A 13,275-nucleotide genomic window follows, 5' to 3' on the forward strand; every position below is an offset into this window, starting at 1 on the left:
GAACGTCTAGCTGTGAGAATTGACAGTGGCGACCAACGGCATTGCCATGCCGGCTGCCATTTTTTAAAAACGCCAACCTACTTTCATACTTTCTCTTACATATTTTTCACGTTTTATTCACAAGCCGGGACGTAGTGTGAAGCCTCATCCGTTACAAACGTTGCATATCAAGCCCGCCGCCCCAGCGGGCTTTTTTTTGCCCTGGAGTTGGCCTAGCGCGCAACCTTGGCGGCGGGTGCATTCGCCTGCTCACGAATCGCCCGCTGGGTCTCCAGCACTTTGGCCAACGCAGTCTCGGCCTCGGCGCTTTGCTGCGGCACCCGAATCGCCGCCGACACCAGGGTAATCAGCTTGGCCATCACCTCGGCGTCCGTGGCCGGGCGGCCCAGGCTCATGGAGTTCATCAGCAGACGCAATTCGGTGCCGGCCATCACCCCGGAAATCGCCTTGAGGGCAAATTGCAGGCGCACACCCAATTCGTTGCGCGGCAGGTCCGGCAGCGCCAGGGCAAACGCTTCGAAGAAACGCTGGAACACCGGCTGGTAATGGACCTTGAGGTATTCCTGGATAAAGGGCGAAGTGTCGCTATAGACCCGGCCCAGGAAGCGAATGAATGAACGCCCTTCCCCGCTGGCGGGATCGCTGCGCTCCAGCCCCATGGCGGGGGCGAACAGCACACCGAGCAGCGTGTCGCAGTCGAGCGGGCCATCGGCTTGGGCTTCACAACGCGCCAGCAACTCGAGGCGCTGCTCATTGAGCGGCTCGAGGCGCTGCATCAGCAGGGTTTTCATCAGGGAATCCTTGTCCCCGAAGTGGTAATTCACCGCAGCCAGGTTGACTTGGGCACGCTCGGTAATCTGCCGTAATAAAACGGCGTCATATCCGTACTTAATAAAGAGCGCCTCTGTCGCATCCAGCAGTCGAGTCTTGGTAATGTTTGGAGCGCTGAGTTTCTTCGCAGCCATAAGGGTTCCACGGGGGGGAAATATTGTTTTAAAAAATATTTTGATTTTTTATACCGGGGCCTTCGTTCGAAAGCAAGTAATGACACGGTGCCATATGCTCGAAAGCCTCCGCATCCGGCAATGTCGAGAGTTTCCTGCAGCTTTTTGCACACCGCGCAATGGGTTTGAAGCGCTTGTTTCAACGCAGCAAACCGCTCTAAATCCACCGCTGGCGAAGCGCAATGAACGCGGTTACTATTCAAACAATTTTTTAAAAACAAGAAAATAATCAGTTCTCGACGGGCACTGGCAGCTTCCCAAGTTGTTACAAAGATTTACGGGACAGCACCGCACCGTTGAGACGGCAGGCGTAGTCATGATCACAGAGCCCTCCGCGCACCCCCACCTGATTTCCTTGCAGGGCATCGGCAAAAGCTACCAGCTTGCCGGGCAACACCTGTCCATTCTGAATGACGTGTGCCTGTCCATCGCCAGCGGTGACAGCTGCGGCATTCTCGGCGCGTCCGGCTCCGGCAAGAGCACCCTGCTCAATATCCTCGGCCTGCTGGACCTGCCCAACTGCGGCCAGTACCGCTTCGCCGGTCACGATATTTTCAACAGCAGTCCCGATGAACTGGCGGCGATCCGCAACCAGCAGATCGGTTTCGTGTTCCAGAGCTTCAACCTGCTGCCGCGCCTCAGCGCTCTGGACAACGTCGCCCTGCCCCTCAGTTACCGCGGCGTATCCCGCCATGAATCCGTGGAACAGGCCTTGCGCATGCTTGATCAGGTCGGCCTGGCCGAGCGCGCCCACCACCGCCCGGCCGACCTGTCCGGCGGCCAGCGCCAGCGTGTCGCCATCGCGCGGGCGCTGGTCGGCAAGCCCTCGGTAATCCTCGCCGACGAACCCACCGGCAACCTCGACAGCAGCACCGCCCAGGACATCATGGACCTGCTTCTGGCGCTCAATCGCGAGCAACAGGTGACGCTGATCATCGTCACCCACGATGCGCACATCGCCGAGCGGCTGGAGCGCAAGATTCTGGTGCGCAACGGCGTGGTGCACGAGGCCGAGCGCCTATGAGCCTGCGGGTCGAACAGAGTCTGAGCCAACTGTTGCATGAAGCGTTTATCAGCCTGCGTACCCTGGGCAAACGCTCGGTGCTGGCGCTGCTGGGGATCGTGATCGGCAGTTCGTCGGTGGTCGCCTTGATTAATATCGGTCATAACGCTGCGGTGGATGCCGCCATGATTTTCAAGGACATGGGCACCGACACCCTGGTCGTCCAGTTCCCGTCCAAAGGCAGCGCCAATGTGCCGATGCGCACCCGGCTCGACCTGGGCGCGGTGCGCCTGGCCGTACCGGGCATTGCGCACATCGGCGCGCTCAGCCTGTTCAGCGGGCCCATTGTGTTCCATGGGCGCACCGCCAATGCCAACTTCGTCGGCAGCACCCCGGATGTGCAGGCCGCCATGCGCCTGGCGGTGCGTGAAGGGCGTTTCCTGTCGGCCTTCGATGCCAACCAGACCTATGCGGTGATCGGTGACCAGGTCGCCCAGGCTCTCGGCGCACCCGGTGAACCGCTCAAAACGGGTGACCGCGTGCGCATCAACGACTACCTGTTCCTGATCATCGGCATCCTGCAGAACCAGCCACGTGCGATGCTGATGCCGGTGCAAGCCAATGAATCGCTGTTCATTCCCGCCGAGGGCATGCGGCGTATCTTTGCCAACCCGCAAATCAACAACCTGATCATCCGGGCCCGGCCAGGCCAGGATATGGAGCGTGTGGCACGGGACGCCGCCGCCGCGTTGCAACCGCAACTGACCGAGCACAACGTCGACATCACGGTGCCCCAGCAAATGATCGATGGCATGACCCGCCAAAGCCGCACCTTCGCGTACCTGCTGCTGGCCCTCGGCGCGATTTCCCTGGTGGGCGGCGGCGTGGGGGTGATGAATGTGATGCTGATGAACGTGTCCGAGCGCCGTCGCGAGATCGGCATTCGCATGGCCCTGGGCGCTCGGCAACGGGATATCCGCAACCTGTTCCTGCTCGAAGCCGTCACCTTGACCGCTGTCGGCGCGCTGTGCGGCGCGGTGCTCGGCATGACCGCCGCCTGGTTCTACGCCTGGCTGTCGGGCTGGGTATTTTCCCTGGCGGTGGCCGCCCTGCCCCTGGGCGTGGGCAGCACATTGCTGGTGGGGTTGTTCTTTGGCATCTACCCGGCGGTCTCGGCCTCACGCCTGCAGCCGGTGGAGGCCTTGCGCGATGAGTAAGTGGTTACTGCTGCTGGCGCTGCTCAGCCTGCCCGCCGGGGCCGCCGAGGTGGTGATCAAACCCTCGGCGCCCAGCACCACCCGCAGCGGCTATGATCGCGGCGTGTCGCTGAACGCCCAGGTGACCACCCTGACCCTGGGCGACGCCGTGTACCTGGGCCTGCGCAACAACCCGGCGATCCGCAGCGCCTACCTGCAGCGGGTCGCGCAGAAGTTCGACCTGCGGGTCGCCGAAGACGTGTTCAACCCCAAGCTCACCCTCAACAGTTATTACCGTGGCACACGCGGTTCCCAGGACAGTGCGCGCAACGCCAACCTGGCGCCGTCCACCAGCCTGCTCGGCGAATACGGCACCCGCCTGAGCATGGCCTGGACCCAGCAACTGAACAACGCCGACCGTGCCGGCCGTTACCGCAGCGACGGCCTTGACCTGGCCATCATCCAGCCGCTGATGCGTGGCGCCGGCTGGGACGCCACCACCGCGCCGCTGCGCCTGTCACGCCTGGCGGAACAGGCCAACCGTCTCAACCTCAAGGCCACCGTGGCACAAACCATCAGCCAGATCATCGCCACCTACCGCGAGTTGCTGCGGGCCCAGGAGCAACAGGTGATCGTGCAGGACGCGCTCAAGCGCTCCAATACCTTGCTGGAGGTGAACAAGGCGTTGATCAGTGCCGGGCGCATGGCCGAATTCGAGATCGTGCAGACCGAAGCCGACATCGCCACCCAGCAATTGGGCGTGGAGGAAGCGCAGAACCAGCTCGATACCAGTCGCCTGGCCCTGCTGCGCCTGCTGGCCCTGGACCTGTCCACACCGATTCGCGCCACCGAAGCGCTGGAAGCCCGGCCCATGGAAATCGACAAGCGCCAGGCGTTCAACCTCGCGCAAACCCAGCAACCGGAATACCTTGCCGCCCTGCTCGGCAGCCAGCGGGCCGACCTCAATCTGGTGATCGCCAAGGATTCGGGACGCTGGCAAGTGGACCTGGTGGCGGGCGCGAACCAGGTGCGCGACGCCAACGACAGCGATAATGGCCGCACCCATAACCGCAACTGGGACAGCTATGCCGGCGTGCAGGTGCAGATTCCCATCGGCGATATCAGCACGCGCCAGGCCGAAGTCAGGGCCCGGGTGGATGTCGAGGACCAGGAGATCCGTATCACCGACGCCCGCCAGGAACTCGAGCGCGCCGTCAACGATGTGGTGCGCGACCTCGGCACCCGCTGGCGCCAGTACGAGATCGCCCAGCGCGCCGTGGACCTGTCGCGGCGCAAGATCGAGATTGAACGGGAAAAACTCAGCGCCGGGCGCTCCACCAACTTCCAGGTGTTGAGTTTCGAAACTGACCTGCGCAACGCCGAAAACGCGCGGCTCAACGCGCTGATCGCTTATTTGAACGCTCAGACCCAGCTTGACTTGACGCTGGGCATGACCCTGGAAAGTTGGGAAATCGCCCTCAATGACTACTAATCGCAAACGCCTGCTGGGCGCGGTATTGATCCTGCTGTTGGCAGGCCTCGGGCTGGCCCTGCGCCCCTCGGCCGAAAGTCCGGCCGCCACCGGTGACCAGTGGCTGGCGGTGAAACCCGACCCGCTGGTGCATCAGATCGGCCTGGTGGGCAAGATCGAGCCCGACACCACCGTCACCCTCACCGCACCGTTCGACGGCAATGTACTGGTCAATCTGGTGGAGCAAGGCCAGCGCGTCGAGGCCGGCCAGGTGCTGTTGCGCATGGACCCGGCCACCCTCGAAGTGCAACTGCGCGACGCCCTCTCGGCCCAGCTCAAGGCGCGGCGCACCGTGCAGGAAATGCAGGACTGGGACAGCAGCGCCGCCGTTAGCCGCGCCCGGCGCAGCCTGCGCACCGCAGAAATGAACGCCGGCAACACCCGGCGCAAGCTCACCGAAAGCGAAAACCTGTTCAAGCGCGGCATCATCCCGCGCAACGAACTCGACGACCTCAAGCAACAGACCCAGCAGCAGCAACTGGACCTGGCAGCGGCGCGCAGTGAACTGCAACAGGCGCTGGAACAGGGCAAGGGCGAATACCGGCAGATCGCCGATATGGAGCTGACCAACGCCACGGTCAAATACGACGCCCTGCACAAGCTGCTCGAGGGCAAGGAGGTCAAGGCGCCCTTCTCCGGCATCGTCGTGCCCGCACCCGGCAACAGCACGGCCTCCCCAAGCGGCGCCAGCAACAACGCACCGGTACAAGCCGGCAGCAAGGTCAGCCAAGGCCAGGTGTTGTTTGGCCTGGCCAATATCGAACGCTTGAAAATCGTCGCCAGGGTCTCCGAACTGGACATCAATCAACTGCACCAGGGCCAGGCGGTGGAGGTGATGGGGGATGGTTTTGACGGTGAGCGGCTGACCGGTTCGGTCAGCGTGGTCAGCGGCCTGGCAATCGCCAATGACAGCCAGGGCAGCGCGCAGTTTCCGGTAACGTTGTCGATCCCCAGCCTCACGCCGCAGCAATTGCAGCAAGTGCGCCTGGGAATGAGCGCGCGGTTGACCATTGTCACCTATAACAATGCGCAGGCGATTGTGGTGCCGAGCGAGGCAATCGGGCCCGATATGACGGTTGAATTTCGGGAGTCGATGGACAAGCCGGTGGAACGGGTGAAGGTGACGACCGGGCAATCGACGCCCCAGGGCGTTGAAGTGTTTGGCCTCAAGCCTGGACTGGTGAAAATCTCAAAATAAATGCAGATCCAAATGTGGGAGGGGGCTTGCCCTGATGCCAGTCTGTAGGAGCGAGCTTGCTCGCGAAAAACATCAACGATAACGCGTGCTTCCTGAATGAACGCGGTGCCTGTGAGTTTTCGCGAGCAAGAGCTAGGCGCCCCCCTCGCTCCTACACTGGCATCAGAGCCTGCCCCCTCCCACATTTAAATTTGTGTGAGCCTTGCGGCCAGCGCCTTGGCCTGAATCGCTACATCCGTCACCGCCGTACTCTCCCACCACATCCCGCGCAGCGGCGGGCCCATGGCGAACAGCCGCCCGCTCACCTGGCCCTGGGCATCCAGCACCGCGCCTGAAGTGTGCGCCGCAATCCCCAGCGCCAACGGCCCAGGCTGGACCAACCCGCGCTTGAGCAATTGTTGCGGCAACGGCCGGGCCACGCGGCGCCAGTCGTATTCGATGCCGCTGGAGTTGATCAGCGCCGCGCCGGACACCTGTGTGAGTCTCTGCTCGCCGCGATAACGCACGCCAATGGTTACGCCGCTGGCCGAAGGTTCCAGCCCCTTGAACGACGCGGCGTTAATCCGCAACCGCCCCTGCGCGTGCAACCGCTCCACCAACTGCGCACTCAACGGCGGCGAACGGTGGTGATGACTCTCCCACCACGGCCGCACATGGCGCACGAACTGACGCTTCTCGCGTTCGCTCGCCTGGCTCCACAACCGGGCGATATGCACCCGGACCGTGTCCAAGGGCGCCTGCCAATCCACGCCCTGATCGAGCGCCCTGCGGCATTGGCGCCGCACTTCACGCAACAGTTGCCGAGGGCTGCGCAGCGTGTGATCGGCACCCAGAAAATCGTCCCAGCCCGGCGGCTGACGGCGCACATGGGGCAACAGGCCATGGCGCGAGAACACCTCGATCGGCCCGCGATGCCCTGCTTGTTCCAGGGAGACCACGGCATCCACCATGGTCAGCCCGGAGCCGATGATCAGCACGCTTGATTGCGGGTCGAGCCGGGTCATGGCCTGTACATCCCAGGGGTCCAGCGCCGCCGCGTTCACGCCGCTGGATTCGGTCTGCGGCGTACGCGCCGCCGGGAACATGCCGGTGGCCAATACGGCAAAGGCACCCCGCAGGCGTTCGCCGTTATCCAGGGTCAACAGGACGCCGGCCGGGTCGATGTGCATGTCGACCGCCTCTGCACGGATATGCTCGACGGTGGATGCGGACAGCGCTCTGGCCTGCGCCAGGCGCTGCTGCGCGTACAGGCCAAAAATGCCCCGTGGCGGGAACAGTTCGCTGATGGGCACCGGCTGTTGCGCCGACTCCGGCCACCCTCCGGCGCCGATGTAGTCGGTGAGCCATTGGGTCAGGTCATCGGCATTGTCCGGGTCGACACTCATGCGCGCCGCATTGCCGTTCAGTGTGTGACCCAGTTCGACCGCACTGTAGGCCTCGCCGCGCCCCAGTTGCGCACGCGGCTCGATCACCAGCAGGCGCCGCTTGCCCGGCAGGCGCAGCAGTTGCACCGCCAGCATCGTGCCGCTCAGGCCGCCGCCGATGATCAATACATCAGCGTTGCGGATCGATTCACTCATGCACCTTCGCCCTTACTGTTTGCCCAGATAAATGTCATGCAAGTCACCCCGTCCCAGCAGCTCGGCGGCGCTGCCACTCAACACCACTCGCCCAGTATCCAGCACGTAGCCCCGGGACGCATAGGTGAGCGCGACATTGATATTCTGTTCGGCGATCAAAAAGCTCACCTGTTGCTCGCGGTTGAGCTGCGCGATGATCGCGAATATCTCCTGCACGATCATCGGCGCCAGGCCCATCGATGGCTCGTCGAGCAGCACCAGGGCCGGACGGGTCATCAACGCCCGGCCAATGGCGACCATTTGCTGCTCGCCACCGGAGGTCAGGCCGGCGCGGGTGTGGCGCTTGGTCTTGAGCCTGGGGAACCAGGTGTAGATGCGTTCCAGATCCTCAGCCAGTTCCCTGCGGCTCAGGCGCCGTACAAAGCCGCCGCTGCGCAGGTTGTCTTCCACCGTGAGCTGGCCGAACACATGCCGGCCTTCGAGCACATGCACCATGCCCTGGCGTACCCTTTGGCTGGGTTCTACGCCCGCCAGGTTCAGGCCTGCGTAGTCGATCCGGCCACGGCTGACTTCGGCGCGCTCGGCCCGCACCAGCCCGGAAATGGCCTTGAGGGTGGTGCTTTTGCCCGCGCCATTGGCGCCAAGCAACGCAACGATTGCGCCCTTGGGCACACTCAGCGACACCCCGGCCACCGCCAGGATCGCCCCGTCATAGATCACTTCGATGTCATCGACCGTCAGCAGCGCCGGGTGCCCGGGCTCAGTGGCAGGCTGGCTCATGGTTTATTCATCCCCGCTGCAGGTGCGCGGCGTCAGGTGCTTTTCCTTGGCGAACGCGGCGGATTTTTCATCGATCAGCGGACGCAACAACGCCCGGTCGGCGGCGATCCAGTCGCTGATCAGTGTCCAGTTGGCACCGTCCCACTGCTGCACTCGCGCCGAACCGCCGCCTTCATGGTCGCGGCACGACAGCTTGAGGTTTTGCATCAGGCCCAGGTAGCCCATGTCCTTGAGGCGCGCATCATCAATGTTCAAGTGTTCGAGGCCCCAACGCCCTTCCTCGCCATTGAGCGGGCGCTTGCCAAACTTGGCCTGGGCCGTGCGAATCGCCTCCACGGCGACGGCGGCGTTCACCAGGCCCGAGTTGTAGTAGACGCTGCCGAAGTTCTTCAGGTCCTTGAGGTCGCTGTGGCCCTTGTCGAGGACCGACTGCTTGAGACGCTTGTGGATCTCGAAGTCGCTGCCGGCCGGGTACGGCGTGAGCGCCAGATAGCCTTTGGCGGCAGCACCGGCCGGCAGCACGTCTTCGCTGGAACTGGCCCAGATATCGCCGATGATATGGTCCACCGGGAAGCCGAAGCGCGCCGCCGTCTTCACCGCCACCGGGGTGGACACGCCCCAGGTGCGCAGGAATACCCAGTCCGGATTGGCCTGGCGTACCTGGCGCCACTGCGCCGACTGCTCGTTGCCGGGGTCGGCCACCGGAATCTGGATATTCTCGAAGCCGTACTTGTCGGCGAGCAGCTTCAACGGGCCGAGGGTTTCGCGACCGTAGGCCGAGTCGTGATAGACCGTGGCGATCTTCTTGCCCTTGAGTTTGTCGAAGCCGCCTTCGCGCTCGGCAATGTAGTTCACCAGGGTCGAAGCCTCGCTGTAGAAGGTCAGCATCACCGGGAAGTTGTAGGGAAACACCGTGCCGTCGGTGGCTTCGGTGCGACCGTAACCGAGGGTGATCAGCGGAATCTTGTCCACTTCCGCCCGTTCACTCAGTGCATAGGCGGCCGGCGCGCCGTTGGGCTGGTAGACCGCGACCGGCGCGCCATCCAGGCCATTTTTGAAGCGCTCGTAGCATTCGATGCCCTTCTCCGCACTCCATTCGGTCTCGCACTCCTGCCACACCAGCTTCACGCCATTGATGCCGCCCTCGACTTCGTTGATATAGCGCAGGTAGTCGATCATCCCGGCCCACACCTGCACGCCGCTGGAGGCATAGGCGCCGACCCGGTAAGTCGCCAGGGGAATGAATTGCTGGTCGGGCGAAGCCACGACCTGGGGCACAACACCGGCCAGGGCCACCAGCGCGAACGCGGTGCCGAGCAGGGAACGTTTCAAGGATGCAGGCATGGAAGTTCTCTTGAGCAAAGGTTAGAAACGCAGCGGCCACTGCCGCAGACGGTCACGCAGGGTTTGCAACAGGCGAATCAAGCCCTCGGGTTCCTTGATCAGGAACACGATGATCAACACGCCAAAAATGATTTTCTGCAGGTTCTGCAACTGCCCCGCATCGACCGAGCCGCCGAACAGCGCCTGCCCGGCGTGGCTGAGCAGGATCGGCAGCAGGCTGATGAAGGCCGCGCCCACGAAGTTGCCGGCAATGCTGCCCATGCCACCGATAATGATGATGAACAGGATCTGGAACGAGCGGTTGATATCGAAGCTGCTGGCGCTGGCCGTGCCCAGGTAGGCGAACGCCCACAACGCACCGGCAATGCCTAAGTAGAACGAGCTGACCGCGAACGCCAGGCGCTTGTAGCGCACCACCGGGATGCCGACCACGGCGGCGGCGGTGTCCATGTCGCGGATCGCCATCCAGTTGCGCCCGACCTGGCTGCGCACCAGGTTGACGGAGGTCCAGGTCAACAGCAGTACCGTGACCAGGGTCAGCCAGTAGCGGCCCAGCGGCGTGTTGAGGTCGTGACCCAACAGCGTCAGCTGCGGTGCGGAGATGGTCCCGGACGAGCCATAGTTATAGAACCAGGGGAACTTGACGAACAGCCACTCGAGAAAGAACTGCGCCGCCAGCGTCGTGACCATCAGGTAGAAGCCCTTGATCCGCGAACTGGGCAGGCCGAACAACAGGCCCACCAAGGCGCTGATAATTCCGCCGCCCAGCAGCGCCACCGGCAAGCCCAGCTCGGGCAGGCGCAGCAAGAACCCGTAGGTGGCGAACGCGCCCACCGCCATGAAGCCCGCCGCGCCCACCGACGTTTGCCCGGTGTAGCCGGTCAGCAGGTTCAAGCCCAGCCCGGCCAGGGACAGCACCAGAAAGGGGATCAGGATCGCATTGAGCCAATAGTCGTTGCTCCACAGCGGCACCACGACAAAGGCCAGGGCCAGCAGACCGAGCAGGCCCCAGGGAACGCGGCGCTGTACCAGCAAGAGCGGCGCGGTTTGAACAATGGGAATCGACATGGTTTCAGACTCGCTCGATGGCACGCTCGCCGAACAGGCCGGCGGGACGGATATACAGGAAGGCCAGCGCCAATACATAGGCGAACCACGGCGTGATACCGCCGCCGATCAACGGGCCGATGTACACCTCGGCGAGGTTCTCGGCGGCACCGACAATCAGCCCGCCGACAATCGCCCCGCCTATCGAGGTGAAGCCGCCGATAATCAACACCGGCAAGGCCTTGAGCACCACCAGCGACAACGAGAACTGCACCCCCTGGCGCGCGCCCCACAACAGCCCGGCGACCAGCCCGACGATGCCGGCCGCCGCCCAGACGATCTGCCAGATCCGATTGAGGTTGATGCCGATGGACAGCGCCGCCGTGGTGTCATCCGCCACCGCGCGCAGCGATACACCGATGCGGGTCTTGTTGAACAGCAGCGCGAGGATGCTCACCAGCACCACGGCAGCCGCCGCAGCGATCAGGTCGAACTGGCTGAGCATCAGCGGGCCGACAAACAGCGGCACGTCGTCGATGCCCAGGTCCAGCGCACGGACCTGCGAGCCCATCAGGCCCTGGGCCAGGCCTTCGATGATGAACGACAGGCCCAGCGTGGCCATGAACAGGGTGATCTGCGAGCGGTTCACCAGCGGGCGCAGGACCAGCCGCTCGATGAGCAAGGCGCCGACGCTCATCACCACCACCGTCAGCAGCAACGCCAGGGCAAACGGCACGCCCTGGTCGTGCAGGCTGACGAAGGTCAGCGCGGCAAACAGCAGCATCGCGCCCTGGGCGAAATTGAACACGCCGCTGGCCTTGTAGATCAGCACGAAGCCGATGGCGACCAGCGAGTACAGGGTGCCGGCAAGCAAACCGCCAAGCAGGGTTTCGAAGAAAGAGATCATCAGTGCACCGCTCCCAGATAGGCCGCGATCACGTCGGGGTTGGCCTGTACCTGGGCCGGCGTACCGTCGCCGACTTTGCGCCCGTAGTCGAGCACCACCACATGGTCGGACAGGCCCATGACCACGCCCATGTCGTGTTCGATCAACACCACGGTGGTGCCCAGGTCGCGATTCACGTCGGCGACGAAGCGCGCCATGTCCTGTTTCTCATCGGCGTTCATGCCGGCCATGGGTTCGTCGAGCAGCAACAGACTGGGCCCGGCGATCAGCGCACGGCCCAACTCCACGCGCTTTTGCAGACCGTAGGACAGGTTGCCCACCAGCACATCGCGATGGGCTTGCAGCTCAAGAAACTCAAGGATGCCCTGCCCGCGCAGGCGAAACGCCTCGGCTTCACGCCGCGCGCGGGGCAGGCCGAGGGCCTGTTCGATCAGGTGGCTGCGCATATGCCGCGACAGGCCGGTGAGGACGTTGTCGAGCACGCTCATTTTCTTGAACAGCGCATTGTTCTGGAACGTACGGCCGATGCCTCTGCGGGCGGCGCCCAGCGGGTCGATCCGCTGCAAGTGTTGGGCCTCGAACACAATCTCACCGGCATCGAAACGGTAGACACCGTTGAGCACATTGAGCAACGAGCTCTTGCCCGCGCCGTTGGGGCCGATCAGCGCGCAGATCTCGCCGCGCCGCACCTCGAACGACAGCGCATTGATCGCCTTGACGCCCTTGAACGACAGCGAAATATCGCGCACCTGCAAAATGGCCTGGCTCATGCAATGTCCCGTTTTAATTCGGCCAGCCAGGTTGGCTCGGCGGTGGTTTTAAGCGGCTGCCAGATATAGCCCAGGCGCTGAAACCCGAGCAGCTTGCGCACACGGTTTTTCAGCAACCGGCGCAGACCGCCCTGTGGATGGGCGATGGCCCATTCACACAGGCGTCGGCGCCAGGTGCCGTGGGCGGCGAGGCGGCTTTCGATCTCGTCGGCCAGGTACTGCAAACGCTCGGGTGACAGCAGCAGACCAGTGGGGGCGACTTCGCTGCGATCGCGTCGCGCCGAGGCCAGGGTTTCCGGAAACGCCAGGCCGTGGCCGCTGTTGAGCCATTGCTCCAGCACCACGGCGAGACCGCCTTGCCACTGGGTGCCCTCCTCGCTCCACAGCACGGTTTCAGCGCCGGGCTGCCACCAGCGTTGCAGGCGTTGCGCCGGGTCGGACGGGCCGATCAGTTGAGCGAAGTCCACGCGCTGGGTGAATGCCCAATCGGCTTGCCGACCCTGGACGCAGGCGTGGCTGGGGTGGAGGCGCCAGAGCTGTTGCTCCAGGGCTGGCGGCTCCAGATTATCGGCCAGCGTCAGCACCTGCCCGCCCACGGATTGGGCGGCCAGCGCCAGCAACAGCAGGTTCGGCTCAAATGCGCCGCTGAGCGCCAACCGCGACTGTTCGCTGAAGCCTTGCTGGCGCAAGCCATCAGTCGCGCGTTCGACGTCACGCAACACATCGATCCAGCGCCAGGCATGCCATTGGCCCTGGCGTTTGTGGCGCAGGGCAACCTGCAAGGGTGTGAGCTGCGCCCAGTGGTGCAGGCGTTCCAGGGCGGCTTTGGGTTCGAGCACGCTCATAGGGATGACTCCTATTGGATGTTTGAGCGTGCGGTGGTCCGCTGGCTGAAATGTTCAAAACGACACAGGG

12 protein-coding genes are annotated in these 13,275 nt (G+C 63.6%); 4 read left to right on the plus strand and 8 right to left on the minus strand.

Annotated elements, in window-relative coordinates; translation table 11 throughout:
* Positions 1-212: 212 nt before the first annotated feature.
* Entirely contained in the window at positions 213-965 is a 753-nt protein-coding gene (locus BFQ00_RS14755) for a TetR/AcrR family transcriptional regulator (RefSeq protein WP_065884934.1), read from the minus strand.
* Positions 966-1,320: 355 nt separating this feature from the next.
* On the opposite strand from BFQ00_RS14755, the gene BFQ00_RS14760 reads away from it, so the two are divergent.
* From BFQ00_RS14760 to BFQ00_RS14775, 4 genes are read left to right on the plus strand one after another with little or no spacing between them, the layout of a single operon-like run.
* Positions 1,321-2,028 carry an ABC transporter ATP-binding protein gene (locus BFQ00_RS14760; protein WP_065884933.1) on the plus strand — a complete coding sequence of 236 codons (708 nt, stop codon included), beginning with the start codon at positions 1,321-1,323 and terminating at the stop codon, positions 2,026-2,028.
* Positions 2,025-3,224 (plus strand): ABC transporter permease, encoded by a 1,200-nt coding sequence (locus BFQ00_RS14765; protein WP_065933925.1) that lies wholly within the window; start codon positions 2,025-2,027, stop codon positions 3,222-3,224. Before BFQ00_RS14760 ends, BFQ00_RS14765 begins: the two co-directional genes overlap by 4 nt.
* The gene (locus BFQ00_RS14770) at positions 3,217-4,695 is read left to right on the plus strand and encodes a TolC family protein (protein ID WP_065897537.1); all 1,479 of its coding nucleotides are present in this window, start codon (positions 3,217-3,219) and stop codon (positions 4,693-4,695) included. Before BFQ00_RS14765 ends, BFQ00_RS14770 begins: the two co-directional genes overlap by 8 nt.
* The gene (locus BFQ00_RS14775) at positions 4,685-5,932 is read left to right on the plus strand and encodes an efflux RND transporter periplasmic adaptor subunit (RefSeq protein WP_065933926.1); all 1,248 of its coding nucleotides are present in this window, start codon (positions 4,685-4,687) and stop codon (positions 5,930-5,932) included. Before BFQ00_RS14770 ends, BFQ00_RS14775 begins: the two co-directional genes overlap by 11 nt.
* 185 nt (positions 5,933-6,117) lie before the next feature.
* On the opposite strand, the gene BFQ00_RS14780 is transcribed toward BFQ00_RS14775, so the two are convergent.
* Genes BFQ00_RS14780 through BFQ00_RS14810 form a run of 7 tightly spaced genes read right to left on the minus strand, consistent with a single transcriptional unit; the run spans position 6,118 to position 13,205 of the window.
* Positions 6,118-7,512 (minus strand): FAD/NAD(P)-binding protein, encoded by a 1,395-nt coding sequence (locus BFQ00_RS14780; RefSeq protein WP_065933927.1) that lies wholly within the window; start codon positions 7,510-7,512, stop codon positions 6,118-6,120.
* A 12-nt stretch (positions 7,513-7,524) separates the two neighbouring features.
* A complete protein-coding gene (locus BFQ00_RS14785; protein ID WP_065894920.1) occupies positions 7,525-8,292 on the minus strand; it encodes an ABC transporter ATP-binding protein in 768 nt (255 codons plus the stop codon).
* A gap of 3 nt (positions 8,293-8,295) precedes the next feature.
* Complete coding sequence (locus BFQ00_RS14790) at positions 8,296-9,636, minus strand: ABC transporter substrate-binding protein (protein ID WP_065933928.1); 1,341 nt, start codon at positions 9,634-9,636, stop codon at positions 8,296-8,298.
* A gap of 21 nt (positions 9,637-9,657) precedes the next feature.
* Positions 9,658-10,704, minus strand: a complete 1,047-nt coding sequence (locus tag BFQ00_RS14795) for a branched-chain amino acid ABC transporter permease (protein ID WP_065933929.1) — start codon at positions 10,702-10,704, stop codon at positions 9,658-9,660.
* A 4-nt stretch (positions 10,705-10,708) separates the two neighbouring features.
* Positions 10,709-11,590 (minus strand): branched-chain amino acid ABC transporter permease, encoded by an 882-nt coding sequence (locus BFQ00_RS14800; protein WP_065884925.1) that lies wholly within the window; start codon positions 11,588-11,590, stop codon positions 10,709-10,711.
* Positions 11,590-12,360, minus strand: coding sequence for an ABC transporter ATP-binding protein (locus tag BFQ00_RS14805; protein ID WP_065933930.1), 771 nt, complete (start codon positions 12,358-12,360; stop codon positions 11,590-11,592). The genes BFQ00_RS14800 and BFQ00_RS14805 overlap by 1 nt, the downstream gene beginning before the upstream one ends.
* Complete coding sequence (locus tag BFQ00_RS14810; RefSeq protein WP_065933931.1) at positions 12,357-13,205, minus strand: acyl-CoA synthetase; 849 nt, start codon at positions 13,203-13,205, stop codon at positions 12,357-12,359. The genes BFQ00_RS14805 and BFQ00_RS14810 overlap by 4 nt, the downstream gene beginning before the upstream one ends.
* Positions 13,206-13,275 lie beyond the last annotated feature (70 nt).

The sequence above is a fragment of the Pseudomonas sp. 28 E 9 genome (assembly GCF_900004785.1).
GTDB lineage: Bacteria > Pseudomonadota > Gammaproteobacteria > Pseudomonadales > Pseudomonadaceae > Aquipseudomonas > Aquipseudomonas orientalis_A.

Excerpts from the sequence above, each read along its gene's own strand:
- BFQ00_RS14755 (WP_065884934.1), bottom strand. The coding sequence starts at position 965 with ATGGCTGCGAAGAAACTCAGCGCTCCAAACATTACCAAGACTCGACTG.
- BFQ00_RS14760 (WP_065884933.1), top strand. The coding sequence starts at position 1,321 with ATGATCACAGAGCCCTCCGCGCACCCCCACCTGATTTCCTTGCAGGGC.
- BFQ00_RS14765 (WP_065933925.1), top strand. The coding sequence starts at position 2,025 with ATGAGCCTGCGGGTCGAACAGAGTCTGAGCCAACTGTTGCATGAAGCG.
- BFQ00_RS14770 (WP_065897537.1), top strand. The coding sequence starts at position 3,217 with ATGAGTAAGTGGTTACTGCTGCTGGCGCTGCTCAGCCTGCCCGCCGGG.
- BFQ00_RS14775 (WP_065933926.1), top strand. The coding sequence starts at position 4,685 with ATGACTACTAATCGCAAACGCCTGCTGGGCGCGGTATTGATCCTGCTG.
- BFQ00_RS14780 (WP_065933927.1), bottom strand. The coding sequence starts at position 7,512 with ATGAGTGAATCGATCCGCAACGCTGATGTATTGATCATCGGCGGCGGC.
- BFQ00_RS14785 (WP_065894920.1), bottom strand. The coding sequence starts at position 8,292 with ATGAGCCAGCCTGCCACTGAGCCCGGGCACCCGGCGCTGCTGACGGTC.
- BFQ00_RS14790 (WP_065933928.1), bottom strand. The coding sequence starts at position 9,636 with ATGCCTGCATCCTTGAAACGTTCCCTGCTCGGCACCGCGTTCGCGCTG.
- BFQ00_RS14795 (WP_065933929.1), bottom strand. The coding sequence starts at position 10,704 with ATGTCGATTCCCATTGTTCAAACCGCGCCGCTCTTGCTGGTACAGCGC.
- BFQ00_RS14800 (WP_065884925.1), bottom strand. The coding sequence starts at position 11,590 with ATGATCTCTTTCTTCGAAACCCTGCTTGGCGGTTTGCTTGCCGGCACC.
- BFQ00_RS14805 (WP_065933930.1), bottom strand. The coding sequence starts at position 12,360 with ATGAGCCAGGCCATTTTGCAGGTGCGCGATATTTCGCTGTCGTTCAAG.
- BFQ00_RS14810 (WP_065933931.1), bottom strand. The coding sequence starts at position 13,205 with ATGAGCGTGCTCGAACCCAAAGCCGCCCTGGAACGCCTGCACCACTGG.